The sequence below is a fragment of the Mycobacterium sp. SM3041 genome, assembly GCF_039668335.1.
Taxonomy (GTDB): Bacteria; Actinomycetota; Actinomycetes; order Mycobacteriales; family Mycobacteriaceae; genus Mycobacterium.
Genome location: NZ_JAYXBQ010000001.1, coordinates 274,835 through 293,860, shown reverse-complemented (window position 1 = coordinate 293,860; position 19,026 = coordinate 274,835). Strand labels below are relative to the sequence as shown.

At 66.4% G+C, this 19,026-nt stretch carries 19 protein-coding genes, 1 tRNA gene and 1 pseudogene; 7 read left to right on the top strand and 14 right to left on the bottom strand.

The window, feature by feature from the left end:
* Positions 1-49: 49 nt before the first annotated feature.
* The 6 genes from VXD91_RS01300 to VXD91_RS01275 all read right to left on the bottom strand — a co-directional run bounded on the left by VXD91_RS01300 (position 50) and on the right by VXD91_RS01275 (position 4,058).
* The gene (locus VXD91_RS01300) at positions 50-196 is read right to left on the bottom strand and encodes a hypothetical protein (protein WP_318985276.1); all 147 of its coding nucleotides are present in this window, start codon (positions 194-196) and stop codon (positions 50-52) included.
* 179 nt (positions 197-375) lie between these two features.
* Complete coding sequence (locus VXD91_RS01295) at positions 376-1,362, bottom strand: TIGR03557 family F420-dependent LLM class oxidoreductase (RefSeq protein WP_318985277.1); 987 nt, start codon at positions 1,360-1,362, stop codon at positions 376-378.
* A gap of 27 nt (positions 1,363-1,389) precedes the next feature.
* The gene (locus tag VXD91_RS01290; protein ID WP_318985278.1) at positions 1,390-1,629 is read right to left on the bottom strand and encodes a CsbD family protein; all 240 of its coding nucleotides are present in this window, start codon (positions 1,627-1,629) and stop codon (positions 1,390-1,392) included.
* A 136-nt stretch (positions 1,630-1,765) separates the two neighbouring features.
* Positions 1,766-3,100, bottom strand: a complete 1,335-nt coding sequence (locus VXD91_RS01285; RefSeq protein ID WP_346414420.1) for a peroxidase — start codon at positions 3,098-3,100, stop codon at positions 1,766-1,768.
* Entirely contained in the window at positions 3,097-3,501 is a 405-nt protein-coding gene (locus VXD91_RS01280; protein WP_346414419.1) for a nuclear transport factor 2 family protein, read from the bottom strand. The genes VXD91_RS01285 and VXD91_RS01280 overlap by 4 nt, the downstream gene beginning before the upstream one ends.
* Positions 3,498-4,058 carry a hypothetical protein gene (locus VXD91_RS01275; RefSeq protein ID WP_346414418.1) on the bottom strand — a complete coding sequence of 187 codons (561 nt, stop codon included), beginning with the start codon at positions 4,056-4,058 and terminating at the stop codon, positions 3,498-3,500. Before VXD91_RS01275 ends, VXD91_RS01280 begins: the two co-directional genes overlap by 4 nt.
* A 240-nt stretch (positions 4,059-4,298) precedes the next feature.
* On the opposite strand from VXD91_RS01275, the gene VXD91_RS01270 reads away from it, so the two are divergent.
* The 4 genes from VXD91_RS01270 (at position 4,299) to VXD91_RS01255 (ending at position 6,146) form a co-directional block, all read left to right on the top strand.
* Positions 4,299-4,592 (top strand): hypothetical protein, encoded by a 294-nt coding sequence (locus VXD91_RS01270; RefSeq protein WP_064860199.1) that lies wholly within the window; start codon positions 4,299-4,301, stop codon positions 4,590-4,592.
* Positions 4,593-4,628: 36 nt separating this feature from the next.
* Entirely contained in the window at positions 4,629-4,973 is a 345-nt protein-coding gene (locus VXD91_RS01265) for a heme-binding protein (RefSeq protein WP_212812209.1), read from the top strand.
* A gap of 28 nt (positions 4,974-5,001) precedes the next feature.
* Positions 5,002-5,616 carry a hypothetical protein gene (locus tag VXD91_RS01260; protein WP_318985280.1) on the top strand — a complete coding sequence of 205 codons (615 nt, stop codon included), beginning with the start codon at positions 5,002-5,004 and terminating at the stop codon, positions 5,614-5,616.
* A 206-nt stretch (positions 5,617-5,822) separates the two neighbouring features.
* Positions 5,823-6,146, top strand: a complete 324-nt coding sequence (locus VXD91_RS01255; RefSeq protein ID WP_029105914.1) for a CD225/dispanin family protein — start codon at positions 5,823-5,825, stop codon at positions 6,144-6,146.
* 101 nt (positions 6,147-6,247) lie between these two features.
* Here VXD91_RS01255 and VXD91_RS01250 read toward each other — a convergent pair.
* Positions 6,248-7,582 (bottom strand): annotated as a pseudogene (locus tag VXD91_RS01250) (erythromycin esterase family protein); the annotation flags it as partial.
* Positions 7,583-7,696: 114 nt separating this feature from the next.
* A complete protein-coding gene (locus VXD91_RS01245; protein ID WP_346414481.1) occupies positions 7,697-9,778 on the bottom strand; it encodes an FUSC family protein in 2,082 nt (693 codons plus the stop codon).
* 166 nt (positions 9,779-9,944) lie between these two features.
* Here VXD91_RS01245 and VXD91_RS01240 point away from each other — a divergent pair, with 166 nt between their 5' ends.
* The gene (locus tag VXD91_RS01240) at positions 9,945-10,313 is read left to right on the top strand and encodes a hypothetical protein (RefSeq protein ID WP_346414417.1); all 369 of its coding nucleotides are present in this window, start codon (positions 9,945-9,947) and stop codon (positions 10,311-10,313) included.
* 655 nt (positions 10,314-10,968) lie between these two features.
* On the opposite strand, the gene VXD91_RS01235 is transcribed toward VXD91_RS01240, so the two are convergent.
* Both VXD91_RS01235 and VXD91_RS01230 read right to left on the bottom strand, forming a co-directional pair.
* Positions 10,969-11,042, bottom strand: a tRNA-Ile gene (locus tag VXD91_RS01235).
* Between the two features lie 76 nt (positions 11,043-11,118).
* Positions 11,119-11,577 (bottom strand): polyketide cyclase, encoded by a 459-nt coding sequence (locus tag VXD91_RS01230; protein WP_318985283.1) that lies wholly within the window; start codon positions 11,575-11,577, stop codon positions 11,119-11,121.
* A 244-nt stretch (positions 11,578-11,821) separates the two neighbouring features.
* Here VXD91_RS01230 and VXD91_RS01225 point away from each other — a divergent pair, with 244 nt between their 5' ends.
* Entirely contained in the window at positions 11,822-12,625 is an 804-nt protein-coding gene (locus tag VXD91_RS01225) for a thioesterase family protein (RefSeq protein ID WP_318985284.1), read from the top strand.
* A gap of 79 nt (positions 12,626-12,704) precedes the next feature.
* Here the strand turns inward: VXD91_RS01225 and VXD91_RS01220 are convergent, their stop codons facing one another.
* Positions 12,705-14,105: a DUF222 domain-containing protein gene (locus tag VXD91_RS01220; protein ID WP_346414416.1), complete on the bottom strand. Its 1,401-nt coding sequence runs from the start codon at positions 14,103-14,105 to the stop codon at positions 12,705-12,707.
* A gap of 119 nt (positions 14,106-14,224) precedes the next feature.
* Positions 14,225-15,067: a carboxymuconolactone decarboxylase family protein gene (locus VXD91_RS01215; RefSeq protein ID WP_318985341.1), complete on the bottom strand. Its 843-nt coding sequence runs from the start codon at positions 15,065-15,067 to the stop codon at positions 14,225-14,227.
* Positions 15,068-15,081: 14 nt separating this feature from the next.
* Here VXD91_RS01215 and VXD91_RS01210 point away from each other — a divergent pair, with 14 nt between their 5' ends.
* Positions 15,082-16,107, top strand: coding sequence for an aminotransferase class I/II-fold pyridoxal phosphate-dependent enzyme (locus VXD91_RS01210; protein WP_318985286.1), 1,026 nt, complete (start codon positions 15,082-15,084; stop codon positions 16,105-16,107).
* On the opposite strand, the gene VXD91_RS01205 is transcribed toward VXD91_RS01210, so the two are convergent.
* Together VXD91_RS01205 and VXD91_RS01200 are read right to left on the bottom strand one after the other, a co-directional pair.
* On the bottom strand, positions 16,091-17,491 hold the full coding sequence (locus VXD91_RS01205; RefSeq protein ID WP_318985287.1) for a metallopeptidase TldD-related protein: 1,401 nt from the start codon (positions 17,489-17,491) through the stop codon (positions 16,091-16,093). The two genes, VXD91_RS01210 and VXD91_RS01205, sit on opposite strands and share 17 nt — an antisense overlap.
* Complete coding sequence (locus tag VXD91_RS01200; protein WP_318985288.1) at positions 17,491-19,008, bottom strand: TldD/PmbA family protein; 1,518 nt, start codon at positions 19,006-19,008, stop codon at positions 17,491-17,493. Before VXD91_RS01200 ends, VXD91_RS01205 begins: the two co-directional genes overlap by 1 nt.
* Positions 19,009-19,026 lie beyond the last annotated feature (18 nt).

Here is a 19,026-nt window from a genome sequence, read left to right as displayed (position 1 = left end):
GTTCCTGTGCCGGACGCTGCTCAGCGTCTTCCGCTGACGGCCAGGAGAACTACCTACTGGTCAGCAGCGCGAGTTCCTGCTCGGTGACCAGGCGCTCCATCTCGGCCCGGTAGGCCTGGTCGTCGGACGGACGACGGGTGACGGCGGCGGTGACCTGCGCGACGATGCGTTCCACCTTGCGAGCTGTAGACATCATTGGACGCTCCCAACCACGAACTGAATGGCCTGACTGCCCTCAGGCCACTCTGATCACACTGGTCTACACGCGTCACATTTTGGATACGGCTGCATCACATGTCGCGCACGTTGGCGCGCCGTGCGCGTGTCGCGCCCGATCGTCGTGAGACCGTGCTGCGCCCCGCGTCACGACGCCCGTCAGGCGGCGTCGGCGCGCAGTGCCGCCAACAGCGCCGGGGCCGCCTCATCGAAGAAGCTGTCCTGGGAATCTCCGCCGATCTGCACGAGTGCGATATCGGTGAAGCCGGCGTCCCGATAGGCGCTGACGGCCTCGACGACGGCGTCGATGTCCGGGCCACAGGGAATCTGCTCTGCCACGTCCTCCGGTCGCACGAACCGCGTCGCGGCATCAAAAGCCTTGGGGTTGGGCAGTTCCGCGTTCGTCGGCCAGCCACCGCCGAACCACCGGAACTGTTCGTGCGCACGCGCCACTGCCTTGTCGCGATCGCGGTCCCAGCAGATCGGCAACTGCGCCACCGCGCGTCCCGTCGTGTCCAGGCCCTGCACCCGACGCTCATGGATCCACTGGTCGACGATGGGTTTGTCGGGCGACACGTCGATCATGAAGTCGGCGAAGTCAGCCAACTGCCCGACGGCCTTCTCCCCCGTCATCGAGATGCCGATCGGGACGGGATCGGCCGGCAGATCCCACAGTCGCGCGGAGTCGACCTGGAAGTACTCGCCCTTGTGGTTGACGACCGCGCCGTCGAGGAGCTGGCGGATGATCTTGGTCGCCTCGCACAGCATGTCGAGCCGGCGCTCGTAGGCCGGCCAGCCCTGACCCGCCACGTGTTCGTTGAGGTTCTCGCCGGTGCCCAGCCCGAGGAGGAACCGGCCGTCCGCCAGAATCTGTGCCGTCGCCGCCTGTTGTGCGACGACGGTCGGGTGGTACCGCATCGTCGGACACGTGACGTAGGAACAGAGCTCCACCCGGCTGGTCGCATGCGCAACCGCACCGAGCACCACCCAGGCGTTCGGCGCATGCCCCTGCGAGACCAGCCACGGCGAGTAGTGGTCACTGCAGACTTCGAAGTCGAAGCCCACTTCCTCGGCCCGAACAGCATGTCTGACAAGCTCTTTCGGGCCGCATTGTTCAGTCATCAAGGTGTAGCCGAATGAAGTCATACGTGCGCCTCTCCGATGTAGCGCCAACTACTGATCCTGCTGGTTCGCGCGCTCCCGCGCCTCTGCCGCCTTTGCGGCCGCCCGGGCGGATTCCGCCTCGGCTTCCCGCTTCGCCGCGTCGCGCTGAGCCTCGCCCTTGTCCTGCTGCGCCTGGCCCTCACGGAACAGGTCGTCGCGGCCGATCAGCGCACCGAGCAACGTCTTCACCTTGCCTTTGATGCCTTCGACGAGACCTTTGGCAGCTTCTTCCGGACCGCTCTTACCCATGAGCTCCTCTTTCCGGTCGTGGTTTCGCGACGGCCGAGCCATCCAGCCGCCACTGGATGGGTTCCCCGACCGTCGGATGCGAAACATGGGCCCACGTGGCTGCACAACATCGGCCCACGCCGGCCGCGGAGAAGTCTCAGTCCCCCAGCGACGCCAGGTAACGGATGCCGCCGATACCCGGCAGGAAGAAATAACCGCCGCCCTTCAGCGTGGTGAAGGCCGGAAGTCCCTTGTGCACCTTGCGAATCGGCCGTTTCGGGACGGTGAAGTCGAGCGTGCCGTCCTGCGTACCGCAGATCGGATCATGCTCGTTGCCGAGTTCGTGGAACGCCTTGTCGTTGATCCAGACGTTCTGCGCAAACTCGAACTGGCGCACCAGATCCGCACAGATGATGAAGGCCGCGATACCGCGGTCGACACCGTCGTCCGGTGCGCCGTCGGGCAGTGCCGGGCCGTACGTCGCGCCGCGCCGGATCATCCGGCGGCGATTCATGTAGTGCGCAGTATCGCGCGGGTTGAGCCGCCGTGCGTGCGCCCCCAGCGGACAGGCGTAGCCGAACGGATCCTCTTCCTTGTAGTTGAAGTCGTTGTTGCGCATCGGATCCGCGCCCAACTCGGGGTCGTCCTTGTCCGGAGCCAGCACCAGCGGGGCGCCGCTGCGCCACCGGCCCATGAACTTGGCGGCCAGCAGCTCTTCACCTTCCGGGCTGTCCGCGTTCTGGCGCAGATACTCGCGAAAGACGGCGACGTGCTCCTCGAGGCGTCGGTACGCCATGTAGCTGCCGTTGCGCGAAAGCACCTCGGGCTGAGGCAGATCCACCACCGGCCCGTTCTCGTCGTCGTACCCGAGAATGAACTCCCCGGGCGCCAGCGGGTCGCCCGAGCCCGGCGTCGGCTCCTCCCCCGATCCCTTCATGACCGGTTGCGACAACCGGTCCCGGAATCCGAAGTGGTCGTGGGCGTAGTTGAACGGCGGCGTGGCATTGAGATCCAGATACGACAGGCTGCGCACGCCGTCGGTCCGTGCGAGCAGGTCGTCATGCGCCGCGATGGACTTCGCATTCTGTTCGTCCGTGCGGGAGAACAGGATTGCGATGGCGTGCAGGTCGTCACCGGCCAACCCGCCGACCCAGTGCTCCGGTGCCGCGGGCCCGACGTCACCCAGGATGGCGGCCCGCGATGCCATACCCTCCCGAAACGCATCGGGAAACGTCGCCAATGACTCCTCGGGCACGCCCAACGCGCGCAGGCCATTCCACGTGAACGCCAACGTGACCCAACGATCGGACTCGTCCATCGTGGCCTTGGCGTCGGTCGCCGACTGCACCTTGTCCTGCATCTCTGCCAGCCATGCCCGGCCACCTTCAGGGGTGTCGAACGTCAGGAACTCGTAGCGCCCGGTGAGCGCAGGGGTCCGGGTCAGCAGGATGTGCTGAATATCGTCGAATTCCAGGTTGGGAGTGCCCGTCACGGTGTGCGCTGCCCCTTCGCCCAAGCCCATGCCGCGACTCGCCAGCCGTCCGGAAGTCGGCGCAGCGCCACGGTGAACACCGCTCCCGTCTGGGTCACGGGGACGCCGTTGAGGTCGAACGTCATGGTTGCCGGGGCCACCACGTACGCACTGTCGCCGGAGGTCTCGTCGTGCAGCGGGTCGCCGAGGGTGACCCGGTAGTTCGCGGCTCCGAGATGGGCTCCTTCGGCGACGACATCGCGATGCCAGTCCGTCGCCGCGGTCGGCCCCACCCACAGGTGCGGAGCCATGCCATCGAGGATCGCCCCATCGGGAGCGAAGGCAGCCGACATCGCATCCGGATCGTTGGCGTTGAACGCATCGATGTAGGCACGGACCGCACCCAGTGGGGTATCGGTCATTGCATCTGATCGAGCATCGTCGAGAACGCCGCCTTGAGCCGCAACGCCTTCTTGATCTCGTCCGCCGTCACGTAGGGATACTCGCCGTACTCCAGGAAGCTCGGCTGCTGGTGTTCCCGGACGAACTTGATGAATGCCTCGGTATTGGTCTTCCAATCCTCCGGGAAGCCTTCGAGATTGGTGAACACCGTCGTGATGCCGGTCGCACTGAACAAGGCCACCGCGTCCTCGGTGTACTTGTCGAAATCGGTGTCGAAGATGCCCATGTACTGAAAGTGCAGACCCGAGCCCACGTCGAACAGGTTCCAGCGCAGGTAGTGCAAGCGCAGCGGCGCCAACGCATCCGGGCTCGCCTTGATGGTCTCCTCGATGGTCTTGCCGTACGCTCTGACCGTTTCCTCGCGGCCCTCTTTCACCTTCGCGATGATTGAGAAGCCGTAGCAGGCCGGCGTCTTCGGGAACACCGGGCCGTAGCGGCCCCGCACCTCCTCGAAGTAGCCCTCCTTGGGGATCGCCATGGCCGCCGGTTTGGTCCAATCCTGGCTGTTCTCGCTCATATTGACCCCTTCGTCACGCATACTCGACGGGACGGACGGTACCACCGCCGCCATGCTTCGCGCGGCGATTGTGGCCCGGTCGCTCAGCAAACCGCACCAAGGATTAACACAGCCTAAACAACGCAATAATCGCGCAACCGCTTCTTGAGCGGCAACGCCCAATTATGCTCAGCCGACACCGGTTCCGCGCACCGGCACCGTGCCGACCACCGCGAGCCAGCCGTTCGAAGGAAGAAGACCATGCGACTGAAGCAGCGCTCCCTGAGTCTGGGTCTGGCGCTCACGTTTGTGCCCATCGGCCTCAGTGCGGCAGCGCCGGCCTCGGCCGACTGCACCGGCGCCGGATACGCCACCGTGTGCGCACAGGGTGACGTTCGTGGCGGCGGCCCCACGCCGCCCAGCGCGGCCTACCCGTCGTACTGCGCTGATCCCTGGTATTGCGACGACGGCTGGGGCGTGGACGTCATCGTGCCCCTGCCCCCGCGCCCGCCGCTGCGCCCCGGCGGCGGTGGCGGTATCGGTCCGCGTCGCTGATCCCTTTATTTCGACAACCTCGAGGAGCAACCAAACATGAGAATCCGCAACATCATCGGTGCCGGCCTGATCGCCGGTGCGACGTTCATCGGCACAGCCACGACCGCCATTGCCGACCCGCCGGACTGCACTGCCGGCGACCTCGCGAACGTGATGTCCGGCGTGAACGCCGCAACCGCGTCGTACCTGTTCACGCACCCCGATGTGAATGCGTTCTTCACGGGTCTCAAGGGCAAGACTCGGGATCAGATGCGGACCGATATCACCGCGTACATGGATGCGAACCCGCAGGTGAAGACCGACATCGAGGGTATCCGCCAGCCTGCGGCCGACTTCCGCGCGCGCTGCAACGCCCCGATGCCGGACGGTCCGCTGAACTGACGGCGGGGGCCGGAGAGGAGTGAAACCGATGAGCTCTCGCATGAGGGTGGCCGGCGGCGCGGTTGCGGTCAGCGCGGCGGTGATCGTGACGATCACCGGATGCAGCAAGGATTCTGCGCCACCCGCCGCGTCGAAGTCGGCGACGTCGTCGAGCGCCGCCACGTCGACGACCGCCTCCACTCCGGCCCAGCCCGTCGACTACTCGGCGCTGCTGATCAAGGCGACCGACCTCGTCGCACCCGAGGAATTCATCGCAACCCCGCCCGTACCGGACCCGGGCGGTAAACCCGGTGTCGCAACGTCGTTCGGCAACGCCGACCGCACCCACGTCGTCGGCGACACCATCCTGATCCTGCCGGACCCCGCCGCCGCCACCGCGGCGCTCGAGGCAGCCAAAGCCACGCTCGGGGGCAGCGTGGTGGGCGGTACGCCCGCACCGATCGAGATTGGTAGCGGCGGCATTTCGGTGTCGGGCAACTCGCCCGACGACTCCAAATCGGTGACCGTCGTGCTGTTCACCGAGGGCCGCGCGTTCGTCACCCTCGAATTCGACGGACCCAAGGACGCCACCCCGCCGTCCGACTTCGTGCTCGACGTCGGCCAGAAACAGGCCCTGGCCATCAAGAACGGGCTGCACGGCTGACGGTCGTCCACCCGCTCCCGTAACCGCAGCCACCGCTCACCGCTGCAATATTGGGATCGGTAGCCGTCCCGGCGTTGTGTCCTTGCCCGGTAGGCGTCCCAAACGGATTCCAATCGGTGCGCCGTAGCGTGCCGAAGCGGTCACCGCTGACCGCGTCCGACGACGGACGTCCTACCGAGTAGTGACCGGAACAACGAAAGGCTGCAATGACTGAGATACCGCCAGGGAACTACCCTCCGCCGCCCGCCGGCGGCCTTCCGCCCGCAGGTGGACCGCCCAACAACAACCTGGTGCTGGGCATCCTCGTCACGATCTTCTGCTGCCTACCGTTCGGCATCGTGTCGATCGTCAAGGCGACTCAAGTGTCGGGTCTGTGGGCCCAGGGCCAGTTCCAAGCCGCGCAGACTGCCGCGGACGAGGCCAAGAAGTGGGCGACGTGGGGTGCGATCGCCGGCGCCGTGGTGCTCGTGATCTACCTGGTGTTCACGTTCGTGATCGGCGCGGCGTCCTACGGGGCTGCGTTCACCTGATGCGACTCGACGGTGGCCGCCGCACCCACAGTGGTGCCGGCGGTCCACCGGCGGGGAGCCGCGCTGACAGCATTGGGCGACAACAGAATCCGGGTACCGGTTCAGAGCCCACTCGGATACGTCTCCGGAGTTTCCCCTTCGTGCCAGACGCTGGTCGGCTCGAGCGGTTCCAGCGCCCGGGTCCGGTCGATATGGATCATCGCGTCGTACTGATCGGCGGCACGCACGTGGTAGTAGTGGCTCTGCCGTTCCGTCTCGGGGCGGTAGATGACGCCGATGGCGCGGCTCAGGCGCGCCACCGAAAGCGGTTCGGCGGCTTGACGAGTGAGCAGGGGCGATACGAAGAATGACGTGCCACCCACAGCGTGCAAGAGCTCCTCGACACTGCCGCTGAGTGCAGGCCGGACCGCCTTGCGTTGGGCGACGCCACCCCACCTGCTCGCCGCGGTCACGGTGCCTGCGTAGGTGCTGAAGCCGATCAACCGGCACTCACGGCCATACCGTTCCCGGACCAACTGGCCGAGCGTGAGCTGTCCATCACGACCCACCTCCGTCGCGCGCGCGTCACCGACATGCGAATTATGCGCCCAGACAACGACTTTGGAGTCTTTGGCGCCGTCGCGGTCCAGGTGGTCCAGCAACGCGCTCAACGTGCGGGCCATGTGTTCGTCGCGCAGATTCCATGACGACACCCGGCCACCGAACATCGTGCGGTAATACTCTTCGGCGTCACGAACGGCCTGCGCGTTCTGTTCGGCGTAGAACGCCTCGTCCTCACCGAGCAGGCCGTCCTGATTGGCGATATCCGCCGCGTTGCGCTGCATATCCAAGAGCTGTTCGATCGCCTGGCGTTCACACGTCCGTCCCGCGCCGAAGGCCGCGGCATAGCCGTATTCCTGACCGTCTTCGGCCGACGCGACATGGTCGAAGCAGGCGTAGCGCTCGCGGGCCCTGCCCGCGGCTCGCGGATCAACCTTGTCGAGATACGCGATGACCTCACTCATGGAGCGGTGCATGCTGTAGAGGTCCAAGCCGTAGAAACCGGCCGGCCTGCCGCTGCGATCGGCGAATTCGGTATTGCACCGGCGCAGCCAATCGACGAAATCCCGGACCACGACGTTGCGCCACATCCAGGCCGGAAATCGTTCGAACCCACTCAGCGCCTGATCCGCGGACCGATCGTCACCGAGTCCACGAACGAACCTGTTCACCCGGTAGGAGTCCGGCCAATCCGCCTCAGCCGCAACGGCGCAGAACCCCTTCTGCCGGATGAGCCACCGCGTGATCGCGGCACGTGCGGCGTAGAACTCATGCGTTCCGTGCGACGCCTCCCCGATGAGGACGATTCGCGCATCGCCGATCAGCTGTTCCAGCACGTCCACCGGCGGTACCCCGTCGGGTGCCTCGATCGCGACGGAGCGGATGACGTGCGCTGACGCGTGCCTGCCCAGGGTTCGCAGTGACATCGATCGACTCCTCTCATCGACCGGCATTCCCCGCTTTCAGATGCGTAAACGGCAACCCCGATTCTCGGAGGTTTGACGCATGACTCAGACCCTGCTGGTGACCTCGGTCAGCGCCCGATCCAGCATGTTGAGCGCCCGCACCGACGCACGCACCGGGCCCGGCCGCATCTCCGGCAGCCCGACATCGAATACGGCTGCGTCGCTTCGCTTCTCAGCTCCGACGTCTTCGCCGGCGATCAGTCTCCGCACCCGCGCTATCGCTTCATCGGCGCGTGCGGCGGCCTGATGCAACGCGGCGTCGGCGCCATCGGGAGGCTGCCCGGCATGCGACGCGGTCACCCCGGCACGCGCCAGGGCATGCGCCGAACGGTTCGCGACCTGCAATCCGCGCATCAGGCGCCGCACCCCGTGCCGCAGTTCCGAGACCGGGCCCATCTGGAGCGGTTTGCCGGCAGTGATTGCTGCCTTCAACGAGTTGTCCATCCGGCGGGTGTCGACAACCAGATCGCCGGCATCGCCGGCGGTCAGTACCGCCGTCACCGCGGTGTCGATCACCCGCTCCATCTGATCGAGGTAATCGGTGACCTTTTCGGCGAACGTGGCGCGGGTCTTGGTGGAGAAGACGAAATACGCGGAGGCGATACCCACCAGGCTTCCCACTGCCGTTTCCGCGATACGCACCTCTAGCACCTGGGCACTGAAATTGCCGAGGAGGCCATACAACATCGCCAGCAGGACCGTCACGAAGAAGGTCAACCAGAAGTAGGCGACGGTTGCCAGGTAGAACGCGAAGAACACGCAGACCACGAGGACGACGATCTGCAGCGCCGGGTTCCGCCCGATCTCCGCGGCGAGCAGCACGCCCGCCACCACCCCGGCGATGGTGCCGACGATGCGATGACCGGCACGCGAAAGGATCTCGCCGCGCGTCGAGACGCCCGTGAACACCAGGAAGGCCGTCAGCACCGCCCAATATCCGCGATCGGGCGAGATCAGATTGCCCAGAACCGTTGCGGCACTGGTCGCCACCGCGACCTGAATCGCGGCCTTGGTGCTGGGATTGAGCCCCTGAGGCGTGTCGTGGTCGTCGTCGCCGTCGGTCTCGGCGGCGGCGATATCGTCGTCGCTGATGCCGCGGGCGTTGGTGGTGATGTGGTGAATTGCCAAGTGCGCCTGCATCGCCCGGTACGCCGTGACGGTCGCGACGCCCGCCGAGGTCGAAAGGTCGGCCTTGTCCGCCGCTGCGGCACCCATCCGCCGGGCCTGCCGCAACTGTTCTTCGGTGGGGTTGTTGTCCAGGCAGATCCGCAGCGCCGCGACCGCATCAACCAGGCCGTCGGGCCACGGCTCGTCCTGGTCCAGCCACCACAGGAACGACGCCGCCTGCTCCAGCATGATCTGCGCCTCGAAAACCCGCAGCGCCAGGTCCTTACTGGTGACGCTCAGTGATTTGGCGGCCTCGTGCCGATCGAGCCAGTCGTCGATGAGCAGCGCCGTCTCACCGAGCTGGTCGAGTTGGTGCCGCGCGACCTCGACACTCACCTCGCCGCGCCGGGTGGCGACATCCAGTGTCGAGAGCGACGCGGCACGCAGTGCCGACAGGAGGCGACGTGCCTCGACACGTGGCCGTTCGGGAAACAGCAGCACATGCACCAACAGTGACGACACGATGCCCACCGCAACGGCCACTGCCAACACCGGAATCTGATGCACCGGGGTCCGCAGGAACATGACGAAGAAGTACGAGATGAAGGCGACCATCCCGAGCGCGTTTCCGCGCGGGCCGTACCGCCGCACCCACACCGCGGCGAAGAGCACAGCGATGAAGCCGACGTCGACGATCTTCCCGTGGGGCACCAGGAATGCGGCCAAGGCCATGGCGCCGATCGCCGGGAAGAACAGCAGCAGCGTCGTGATGTTGCGGCTGCGCTGGTCTCGGTCCTTCACGGCGGCCGAGGCCTGCATCGCGACCACCGCGCCCAGCATCGCGACCGTCACCGGCTGGCCGGCCGCACGGGTGAACACCAACATCGCGCCGATCGCCAGCAGCAGCGAGAAGGTGGTCGCCGCTGCGCTGCGCAACCGGATGCGTCCGGGGTCGGCAGCGCTGAGGACACTCGCTCTCCGCACCACCGCCGCCACCCGCACAGGCCAATTCTGCGGCATCAGCCTGTGTGGCATGTCCAGCTCGGTGGACGTCGCGGTTCTGGCTTCGCAGCGTTGCCAACCGGCGTAAGTTACCGTCGTGGCACGTCGCAAAGGTGGGCTGACCAGCAGGTTGATCAGCGCTGCCATCGCATCGCGGCTAAGTCGCGATGAGGAAGTCGGCGGCATGACGCTGCCGAACGTGCGGCTGTGGCTCGGCGGTGAACGCAATCAGCCACTTGGCGATTCGGTGGTTCTGCAAGTGCGTTCGGCCGGCCTGCCCTGCGACGTGATCGCCACCGGCGAGATCGACGTCCCCCGCCGGATGCGCCAGCCCCGGACACTGCATCTGCGGCCCGCCATGCTGAACCTGCCGCCCTTGCGCAAAGCCACGCTTGCTGTCGAGATTCCTCCCGTCGCGCAGCGCAAGGCCGCTCGCGCACTGAAACGAGGCGAACCCGTCATCGCCGTGATCGAAGTCGAAGCGACGGACAGTCGGGGCAGTTCGGCACGGGTCACACGGCGGGTGTCGTTGAGTCCGCCGGCGCAGACGTAGCCGCCTTCAGTTCCTTGCCGTCGCGGCACCCTTCGTACCGTGAGGTAGTTGATCGACCCAAGCTGCTTCGAAACGTCAGACACAGAAACCAACAGAGGAGCCGGCTCTGTCGGCCGAACCAACCGGAACTACTTCCGCTTGCTCTTCGCCTGCGACAACGCGCTTGCGGCTACGGATTTCGCCTTCGCCGGCGTCTTCGGGTTGCTCAGCATCGCCGAAGCTTGCTTCGCAACCTTGGCGCTTGTTACTCGAGTGCTACTCGACTTTGCCATCGTTGCATACCTCCTTGTCCGCACCACTTCGAGGTTTCCCGCGGCCGAGTGTCCGACTTCCCCGTCACACATTGGCTGCGGTATGCACCCCGCCGCCCGGCTCCCAGCGAGCAGCAGGACCTTAACGGTGACTAGGCCGCAGTGGCACTGACGACAACAGTCAGCTACGTCCTCTTGTCGTAGCTCTTCAGTATGGGAGACAGGTCGGGTACACAGCCGGAACCAGCGTCCGACACGCCGCGACGAACCCTCCTGCACAGTCTCGGCCCACTCGGGGAGCGTCAACGATCAACCAAATTAGGTGTAAAGCATCAGCCGAAACACTGTCAGGCATCACCCGACAGAGAAATGTCAGCCATCAGCCGACGTAATACAGCTTTGAGTAGGGCGGGCGGGGCTCGAACCCGCGACCAATGGATTATGAGTCCACGGCTCTAACCAACTGAGCTACCGCCCCATCGCGAAGATCGCGGCCACCATGTTCGCATGGCGCCGCGGGCGGGCACCCCATGGGCTGCCATCGGCGTTGCGGTCTAAGAGCCGCCACGCCGGCAGAGCGCTTCCGCCAGCCGCTCCGTCGACTCTTCCATCTGCGCGCGGCCGATGACCGGCAGGCGCTCCAGCATGTCGGTGTGTCGGAATGCCGACCAGTCGTATGTCTCAGTGACAAGTGTCCGCTCCGGTCCGATCGGCGTGAGCCGCCATATCCAGGTGTGACCCGCAGGTTCTTGGCCGGGTTCGGCGGGGGCCCATCCGACAGCACGGTCGGGCTCGTAACAGATGACGTGGTTCTCGACTCGGTTGCCCGCTCGCATGTTCATCACGAACACCGCACCCAACTCGCTGAGGCGGCGATGGTCGGCCGAACTGAGGATCATGCCGCTCGTATCGAGCACAACATGGTTGTCCGGCGTGGTCAGAAACGCGAACACGCGATCAGCAGGCGCGTCCACGACACGTGGTACCTGTATGCGGCTGTGGTGAATAGCCATCACTGAAGCTCCTCTGCGAATTCACCGCCTATATATCGAGACTGCGCACAGCGCCGTTTGTCATCGTGGCTCGGTGTAAACGGGCATCTGATCGGCCCTGAGCGGATGCGTCTCTTTGGCTGCACGCCAAGCCGGTGGAACGGCTTCAACGACGCCTTGTTTCGCGCCGACGCGACCGGCAGGGTGTCCAGTCGCGCGGCAACACGGTCAGGCTGCCCAACTGCCACCAGGCATCATGTGGAGCGTGACTGGCTCTCATTCGTTCGACCAAGCCCTGGAACTGCAGCCCGTCGATGACACGCGCATGCGTGGGCAGACGCACCCGGATTGGGCGAACATGGTCGGCCCCTTCGGCGGCATCACCGCGGCGACGCTGTTGCACGCCGTCGAGCTGCGACCCGACCGCATCGGTGAGCCGCTGGCACTCACGGTCAACTTCGCCGCGCCCATCGTCGACGGCGAGTTCGACATCACCTTGAAGCCCGCCCGCACCAACCGCACGAACCAGCACTGGATCGCCGAACTCAGCCAGGACGGCGACATCAAGACCACGGCCACCATGGTTTTCGGCATCCGCCGCGACACCTGGTCGGACGATGAGTCACGCATGCCGAGTGCGCCCAGGCCGGAGGGGCTCGAAGTCAGCGGCCCTCCCCTGCCGTGGGTCAGCCAGTACGACATGCGTTTCGTCGAAAACCCTTTCCCGGCAGAGGATTCCGAGCCCAGTGAGTCGTCGCGGACGACGCTGTGGGTGCGGGACGCCGACCAGCGCGGCCTCGACTTCGCCGCCCTGGCCGCGATGTCCGACATCTTCTATCCCCGGGTTTTCCTGCGGCGCGGCGGATTCTTCCCGGCCGGCACCATCTCACTCACCACGTACTTCCACGCCAATGGGCAGGAACTCGAAAGCATCGGCGGGGACTACGTATTGGGCAGTGCGCACGCGAATCGCTTCTCGGACGGGTACTTCGACCAGAGTGCGCATGTGTGGGCCCGCGATGGCGCGCTGCTCGCCAGCACCCATCAGATCGTGTACTTCAAGGGCTGAAGTCCTCACCAGCGAGCGACTCGTTGCGGCGCACGTGGCACTGCCGTCGCGGCATGGTATGCCGTGGCGCGGTGCCGGATCAGATTGCGGGACTGTCACTTTCGCCGCCGTCATCGTCGCCGCTCTCGGGTGGGTAGAGGGTGGGGTGCCAGTAGTGGTTGGTTCGGGGTTGGCCGACGTCCAGTAGTGGTGGCGGGGTCCAGTGGGCGCGGCCGTTGGCCATGGTGGTGTGCCAGCCGCCGGTGTCGGCGAGGCGGTTGTCGGGTCCGCAGGCCAGGGCGAGGTTGGTGATGTCGGTGGGGCCATCATCGCGCCAGTCGGTGTCGACGTGATGGGCCTGGCAGCGTGAGGCGGGGGCGGTGCAGTGGGGTTTGGTGCAGCCCAGGTCGCGAGCGAACAGGGCGAATCGTTGCGCCACAGTGGCGGTGCGACGCGCTCGGCCCAGGTACAGCGGTTGTTCGGTGTGGTCGTCAAAGACGACGAGGTAGTGGTCGGCGCCGCGGGCAGCCATGCGGATGAGATCGCGGATCGGTAACCGGCTGCCGGTGAGGGTCAGTGCGTGGCCGGTGCCGCGCTCCAAGTCGGCGACAGTGCAGGTGGCCGCGATGGCCACAGGTAGGCCGTTGTGGTCGCCGAGGTCGGTGCCGAGGGCGATGCGGCCCATGGCGGCCAGGGCGTCGTGGTTGCGTTGGTCGGTGCTGCGGGTGTCGTGGTCGATCTGGGCTTGGGTGGGGGTGCCGGATTGGCAGGGTGTGGGGTCGGCGGGGTTGCACATGCCGGGGGCGCCGAGTTTGTCGTGGACTGCTTCGAGGGTGGCGCGTGCTTCGGGGTCGAGCCAGCCGTCCACTTTGGACATGCCGTCGGGTTGTTGCTTGCCGATGCGGAAGCTGCGTTTGCGGGCGCGTTCGGCGTCATCGGGCAGCGGCCCGTCCTGATCGAGCAGGTACAGCAGCGCCTCAGCCGCGGCCCGCAGTTCTTCCGGGGTCTGGTGCCGCGCCCCGGCAACCAGGGACTGTTCAAACTGCCCGCGGGTGCCGGGGTCGACCCACCCGGGGAGTTTGTTGATGAACTGGCCGATCACCTTCACGTGCTCGGTGTTGATCACGCCTTCGGCCTGGGCCGCGGCGACGAACTCCCACTCCGGCGGCAACGGCTCGCCGGTCAGCCCGGTGCGGGGCGCCAAATACTGAGCGTCGCGGACCCGGCGGTTGGCTTCCGTGGCGTCCAGGCGCAAGCGGATACGCAGCACCTCAGCCCAATTTTTCGCGCCCAGTTCACGGGCCGTGACCTGAGACTGCGCCGCAACCAAGATCCGGTGATCGACGGCCTCGGCCGCGCACCTCAACCTCTCGCGGCGGGACTTCAACGCCAACAACGTCGCCACGTCCAGGCCGGTGTAGTCCAGGGCCGCGAGCCGCGCGTGCGCCGCCTCGTAGGCGGCGTACGCCTCCTCGACAGCGGCCGGATCGGTCAATCCCATACATCGAACACTAGTTCGAACCACCGACACGAAACCGCCAGCGATGTGACGCTAGTTACCTACCGTGACCAGCGCAAACAAAGTGACCAAAGTTTTTCAGAGCGCTCCCAGAACAGCCCCTAGGAGAACACCGGCTGCCCGTCGGCTCCGAGCAGATAGCGCTCGGTGCCCTCACTGACCCGCGGCGCGTCGCCACCCAAAGCGACGGCAATCTTGTTGATGCCGTTGCGCATCACGTCGAGGGTGATCTCGGTGGCCTCCGCGTCGGAGAAGTGCGCCCGCACCCCTGCGGCAACGTCGGCCGGTATCCGCGACGGCGTCCACACCAGAGCGTCGACGTAGCGCAGCGCGGCTTTCGGCCTCTCGTCGAGCAGCGTCGACGACTCGTACAGTTCGATTTCCGAGTACAGCGACTCATTGCCGCCGGCATCCAATGCTGTGCCCTCGCGCAGCGACTTGCACAGCCGGCAGTTGTGCGCGGCCGCGCCGCGCAGTCGCACCACTTCGGTCAGCACCGGATCGAGCTCGCGGCGTGCCCCTACCGAACTTGCGAAGCGGTTCAACAGCAGGTCCACCGGGTCAGTGTCGTGATCCCAGCCGTCGGGATCGGCGATCGGCGGCAGCCCGAGCGCCGCAAATCCGGCCTGCACTCGCGGCACGAAGTCCGCGACGTACATCAACGCCACGATGCGAAAACTGTTGGCGCCCAGCGCTGCAGTGAGCTCTCCGCGCTGAGCCGCGGAAATCACCGACACGTCGGTGCTGAACTGCTCGGCGAACTCAGCCACCAGCGGCTCGGCGTCGGACACGGGCCCGAACACTGCTTCATAGGGCAATGGCGCGAGGCCCAGGGTCTCGGCACACGTCTGCCGCATCGCCGCGTTGAGCCGCCGATCGGCGGGCGGCGACAGTGCGATCAGGGACGTCAGTAGCTCCTCCACACCCCGGATTATTGCCGCGATGAGACGATCGACGCATGAGTTCGACCGTCTCGGCCGCATTCGCCTCCGACAACGCTGCTGGCGCTCACCCACGGGTGCTGGAGGCGATCGTCGCCGCCAACCAGGGCCCGGTGAGCTCGTACGGCACCGACCCGGGCACCGAACGCGCAGCGCAGGCCCTCAGAGCGGCCTTCGGGGCCCCCGATGCCGAGGTCCTGTTCGCGCTGACCGGCACCGCGGCCAACATCATCGCGCTGGCTTCGGCAGTGCGGCCCTGGCAGGAAATTCTGTGCAGCGATATCGCGCACTCGTTGCTCGACGAAGCCGGCGGGCCGGTACGAATCGCCGCGGCACAACTGACCCCGCTAGCGAGCGATGACGGCCTGATCTCACCGAAGGAACTCGATCGGCACATTGCGCGCCGCGGCGAGGTACATCACTCGCAGCCGCGCATCGTCACCATCACCCAGTCGACCGAGAACGGCCGCGTCTGGTCGCCCGCCGCGCTGACGGAGTTCATCGACTACGCCCACCAGCACGGCCTGCTGGTCCACGTGGATGGCTCGCGGGTCGCCAATGCCATTGCCGCCCTTGGCATCAGTCCACAGGAAGCCATCGGCGACGCCGACATCGTCACCGTCGGCGGCACCAAGAACGGCATGCTGTTCGGTGACGCGGTACTGATCCGCCGGCCCGCACATTTCGAGGGAATCCGCTTCGTACAGAAGCAGATCGGCCACCTCGCCAGCAAGCACCGCTTCATCTCGGCTCAGTTCGAGGCCATGCTGCACGACGATCTCTGGTTGCAGACGGCAGCCCACGCCAACCGCATGGCGGCGACATTGAGCGCCGGGTTCGCGGAGGCAGGGCTGCAACTGGCGGCGCCGACCGAGGCCAACGAGGTGTTCGTCATCCTCGATGCCGCAACCACCGCGCGGGTCCGGGAGCGGTTCGCGGTCCATGCTCCCGACCCGCTGCGACCGATCGTGCGCTTCGTCTGCTCCTGGGCCACCACCGACGACGACGTCGCCGAGGCACTGAAAGTTATTGCGCCTGACTGACCGACGACATGTGGAAGTCCGGAATCCGCAGTGACGGCATCTGGGCCCGGGTGGCCCAGTCGCCCCATTCGCGCGGCAGCGTGGTCTCGCTGACGCCGGCCTCGGTCGCGCGCCGCAGCAGGTCCAGCGGACTCTCGTTGAACCGGAAGTTGTTGACCGCGGCCGTCACTTCCCCGTCCTCGATGAGGTAGACGCCGTCGCGCGTCAGACCGGTCAGCAGCAGCACCGTCGGATCGACCTCACGCATGTACCACAGCGTGGTCAGCAGCAGGCCGCGCTCGGTGCCGGCGATCATGTCGGACAGACTCACCGAGCCGCCCGTCATCAGCAGATTGTCGGCCGGCACGGCCACGGGCGCGTCGAATTCCGCTGCGGCAGAACGCGGATACGCCAACGCGTTCACGACACCGTCGCGAATCCAGTCGACGCGACCGATGTCCAGGCCGTTGTCGAACACCGACACCCGCTCCGACGAACTCGACGTCGCCACGAACGGCAGGCAATCCAGCCCGGGCGCAAAGGGATCCGAGTACAGGGTCAGCCCGAGGTCGGTGAGCTTCTCCCCCACCCGGGTGCCGCCCGGCGCCGACAGCGCGGTCCGGCCCTCCTGCGCGCCACGGCCATCCATGCTCCAGCCGAGGTAGATCATCATGTCCGCGACGGTCGACGGCGGCATCAGCGTTTCGTACCGACCGGCGGGCAACTCGACGGTCCGCGAGGCCCACCCGAGGCGCAGGCACAGGTCGTCGAGCATGGAATCGACTGGCACGTCGACGAAGTCGGCGGTACTGACGCCCGCCCACGCGCTGGCACCATCGCGTTTGGCGTTGATCTCCACCGAGCCCGTCGGTTGGGTGAACCGCCGCCGGATGCCACCGGACGTCGCCAGGTACGTGGTGTCGAGTTCGTGCCGCGCGAACCCGTACAGCGCGTCGCTGCGGTGGAAGCCGTCGACCAGACGCGTGGCCACGTTCCCGAACACCGAGGCACCGGTCAGCGGCGACGGTGCGTCCCAGTCGTCGGAGGTCTCCACGCCGGCCAGCGGCGGCGCGCTGTCACGCGCCTCGGGCGCCGCCTCCGCGGCGTCCTGCGACGCCGCCACCAGGCCCGCGATGGTCGACGGATCGACCTCACTGGACTTCACGACGCCGACCCGGGCCTTATCCCCTTGGCGGACAATCGAAATGACGGTGGTCTCGCGGCTCACCGACTCACCGTTGGTGGTCATGGTGTTGCGGGCCCAGCGCAGTGACGCGGTGGACCTGTCGGTCACCAGGACGATGGTCTCGTCGGCTCGACCCCGGCGGGCAGCCTCGGCCAACACCAGGTCGACAACCTGCGGTGCAGCAGGGCGAGCGTAGCGACCGGGAGAATTATTCAGCATCAACGCCCCGATTCAGTTCGCGTGTTGAGCACATTGATTCCGCGGAACAGCGCGGACGGGCAGCCGTGGCTGACGGCGGCCACCTGGCCGGGCTGGGCCTTGCCGCAGTTGAACGCGCCACCGAGTCGCCAGGTCGACTCTCCGCCAACGGCTTCCATCGATCCCCAGAAGTCGGTGGTGGTGGCCTGGTAGGCGACGTCGCGCACCTGGCCGTCCAGCTTGCCGTCGCGGATCTTGAAGAACCGCTGCCCGGTGAACTGGAAGTTGTACCGCTGCATGTCGATTGACCACGATTTGTCGCCGACGATGTAGATCCCGTTCTCGACCCGGCTGATCAGATCCTCGGTGCTGAGGTCGTCAGTACCCGGCTGCAGCGAGACGTTGGCCATCCGCTGGATCGGCACATGATGCGGCGAATCCGCATACGAACAGCCGTTGGACCGGCTGACCCCGAGCTTCGGGGCGAACACGCGGTCCAGCTGATAGCCGACGAAGACACCGTCGCGCACCAGGTCCCAGCTCTGCGCGCGGACGCCTTCGTCGTCGAATCCGATGGTGGCCAAACCGTGTTCGACGGTGCGGTCGGCGGTGACGTTCATGATCGGTGACCCGTACTGCATGGTCCCCAGCTTGTCCGGGGTGGCGAACGACGTACCGGCGTAGGCCGCTTCGTAGCCGATGGCCCGGTCGTATTCGGTGGCGTGGCCGATGGATTCGTGGATGGTCAGCCACAGGTTGGTCGGGTCGATCACCAGATCGGTGGGACCGGCCGTCACGCTGGGCGCCTTCATCTTCTCGGCCAACAGCGTCGGCAGCTCCGCCAATTCGGTTGTCCAGTCCCAGACCTCGTCACCGGCGACGGCCTCCCAACCACGCGCGGTCGGCGGCGCCAGTGTGCGCATCGTTTCGAAAGCACCGGCTGCGGCATCCACCGCGACGGCCTCGATCGTCGGCTGTACCCGGACCCGTTGTTGCGTGATCGACGAACCGAACGCATCGGCGTAGAACACCTGCTCCTTGACCGCCTGCAGTCCCGCCGACACGTGGTCCACGCCGTCGGCCGCGAGCAACCGGCCCGAGTACTCGCCCAGTAGCGCGATCTTGTCGGCAGCGGTGACCTCGAACGGGTCGATCCGGTACGGCGACACCCATGACACGTCGGTGTAGACCGGTTCGGGAGCCAACTCGATGCGCTCGGCATTGAGCGGCGCCAGCGCCACCGCGACCTGCACAGCGCGCCGGGCGGTCTCCGCCGCGACCTCGGGGTTCAGCTCGGCATGCGAGGCGAAACCCCAGGTGCCGTCCACGATCACCCGGACCGCCAGCCCGATTTCCCGGTTGACCACCGAGGATTCCAGCTCGCCGTCACGCAGCTGGATGTGTTCGGTGGTGATCCGGTGAATCCGGAGGTCGGCGTAGCTCGCACCGGCAGCCAGCGCGGCCGACACCGCGGCCTCGGCCAGCAAATGGCGCGGCAAGGCCAGGAAGTCGGCGTCAACCCGTCGCAGCGCAGTCACGGCTACACCGTAGTAGCA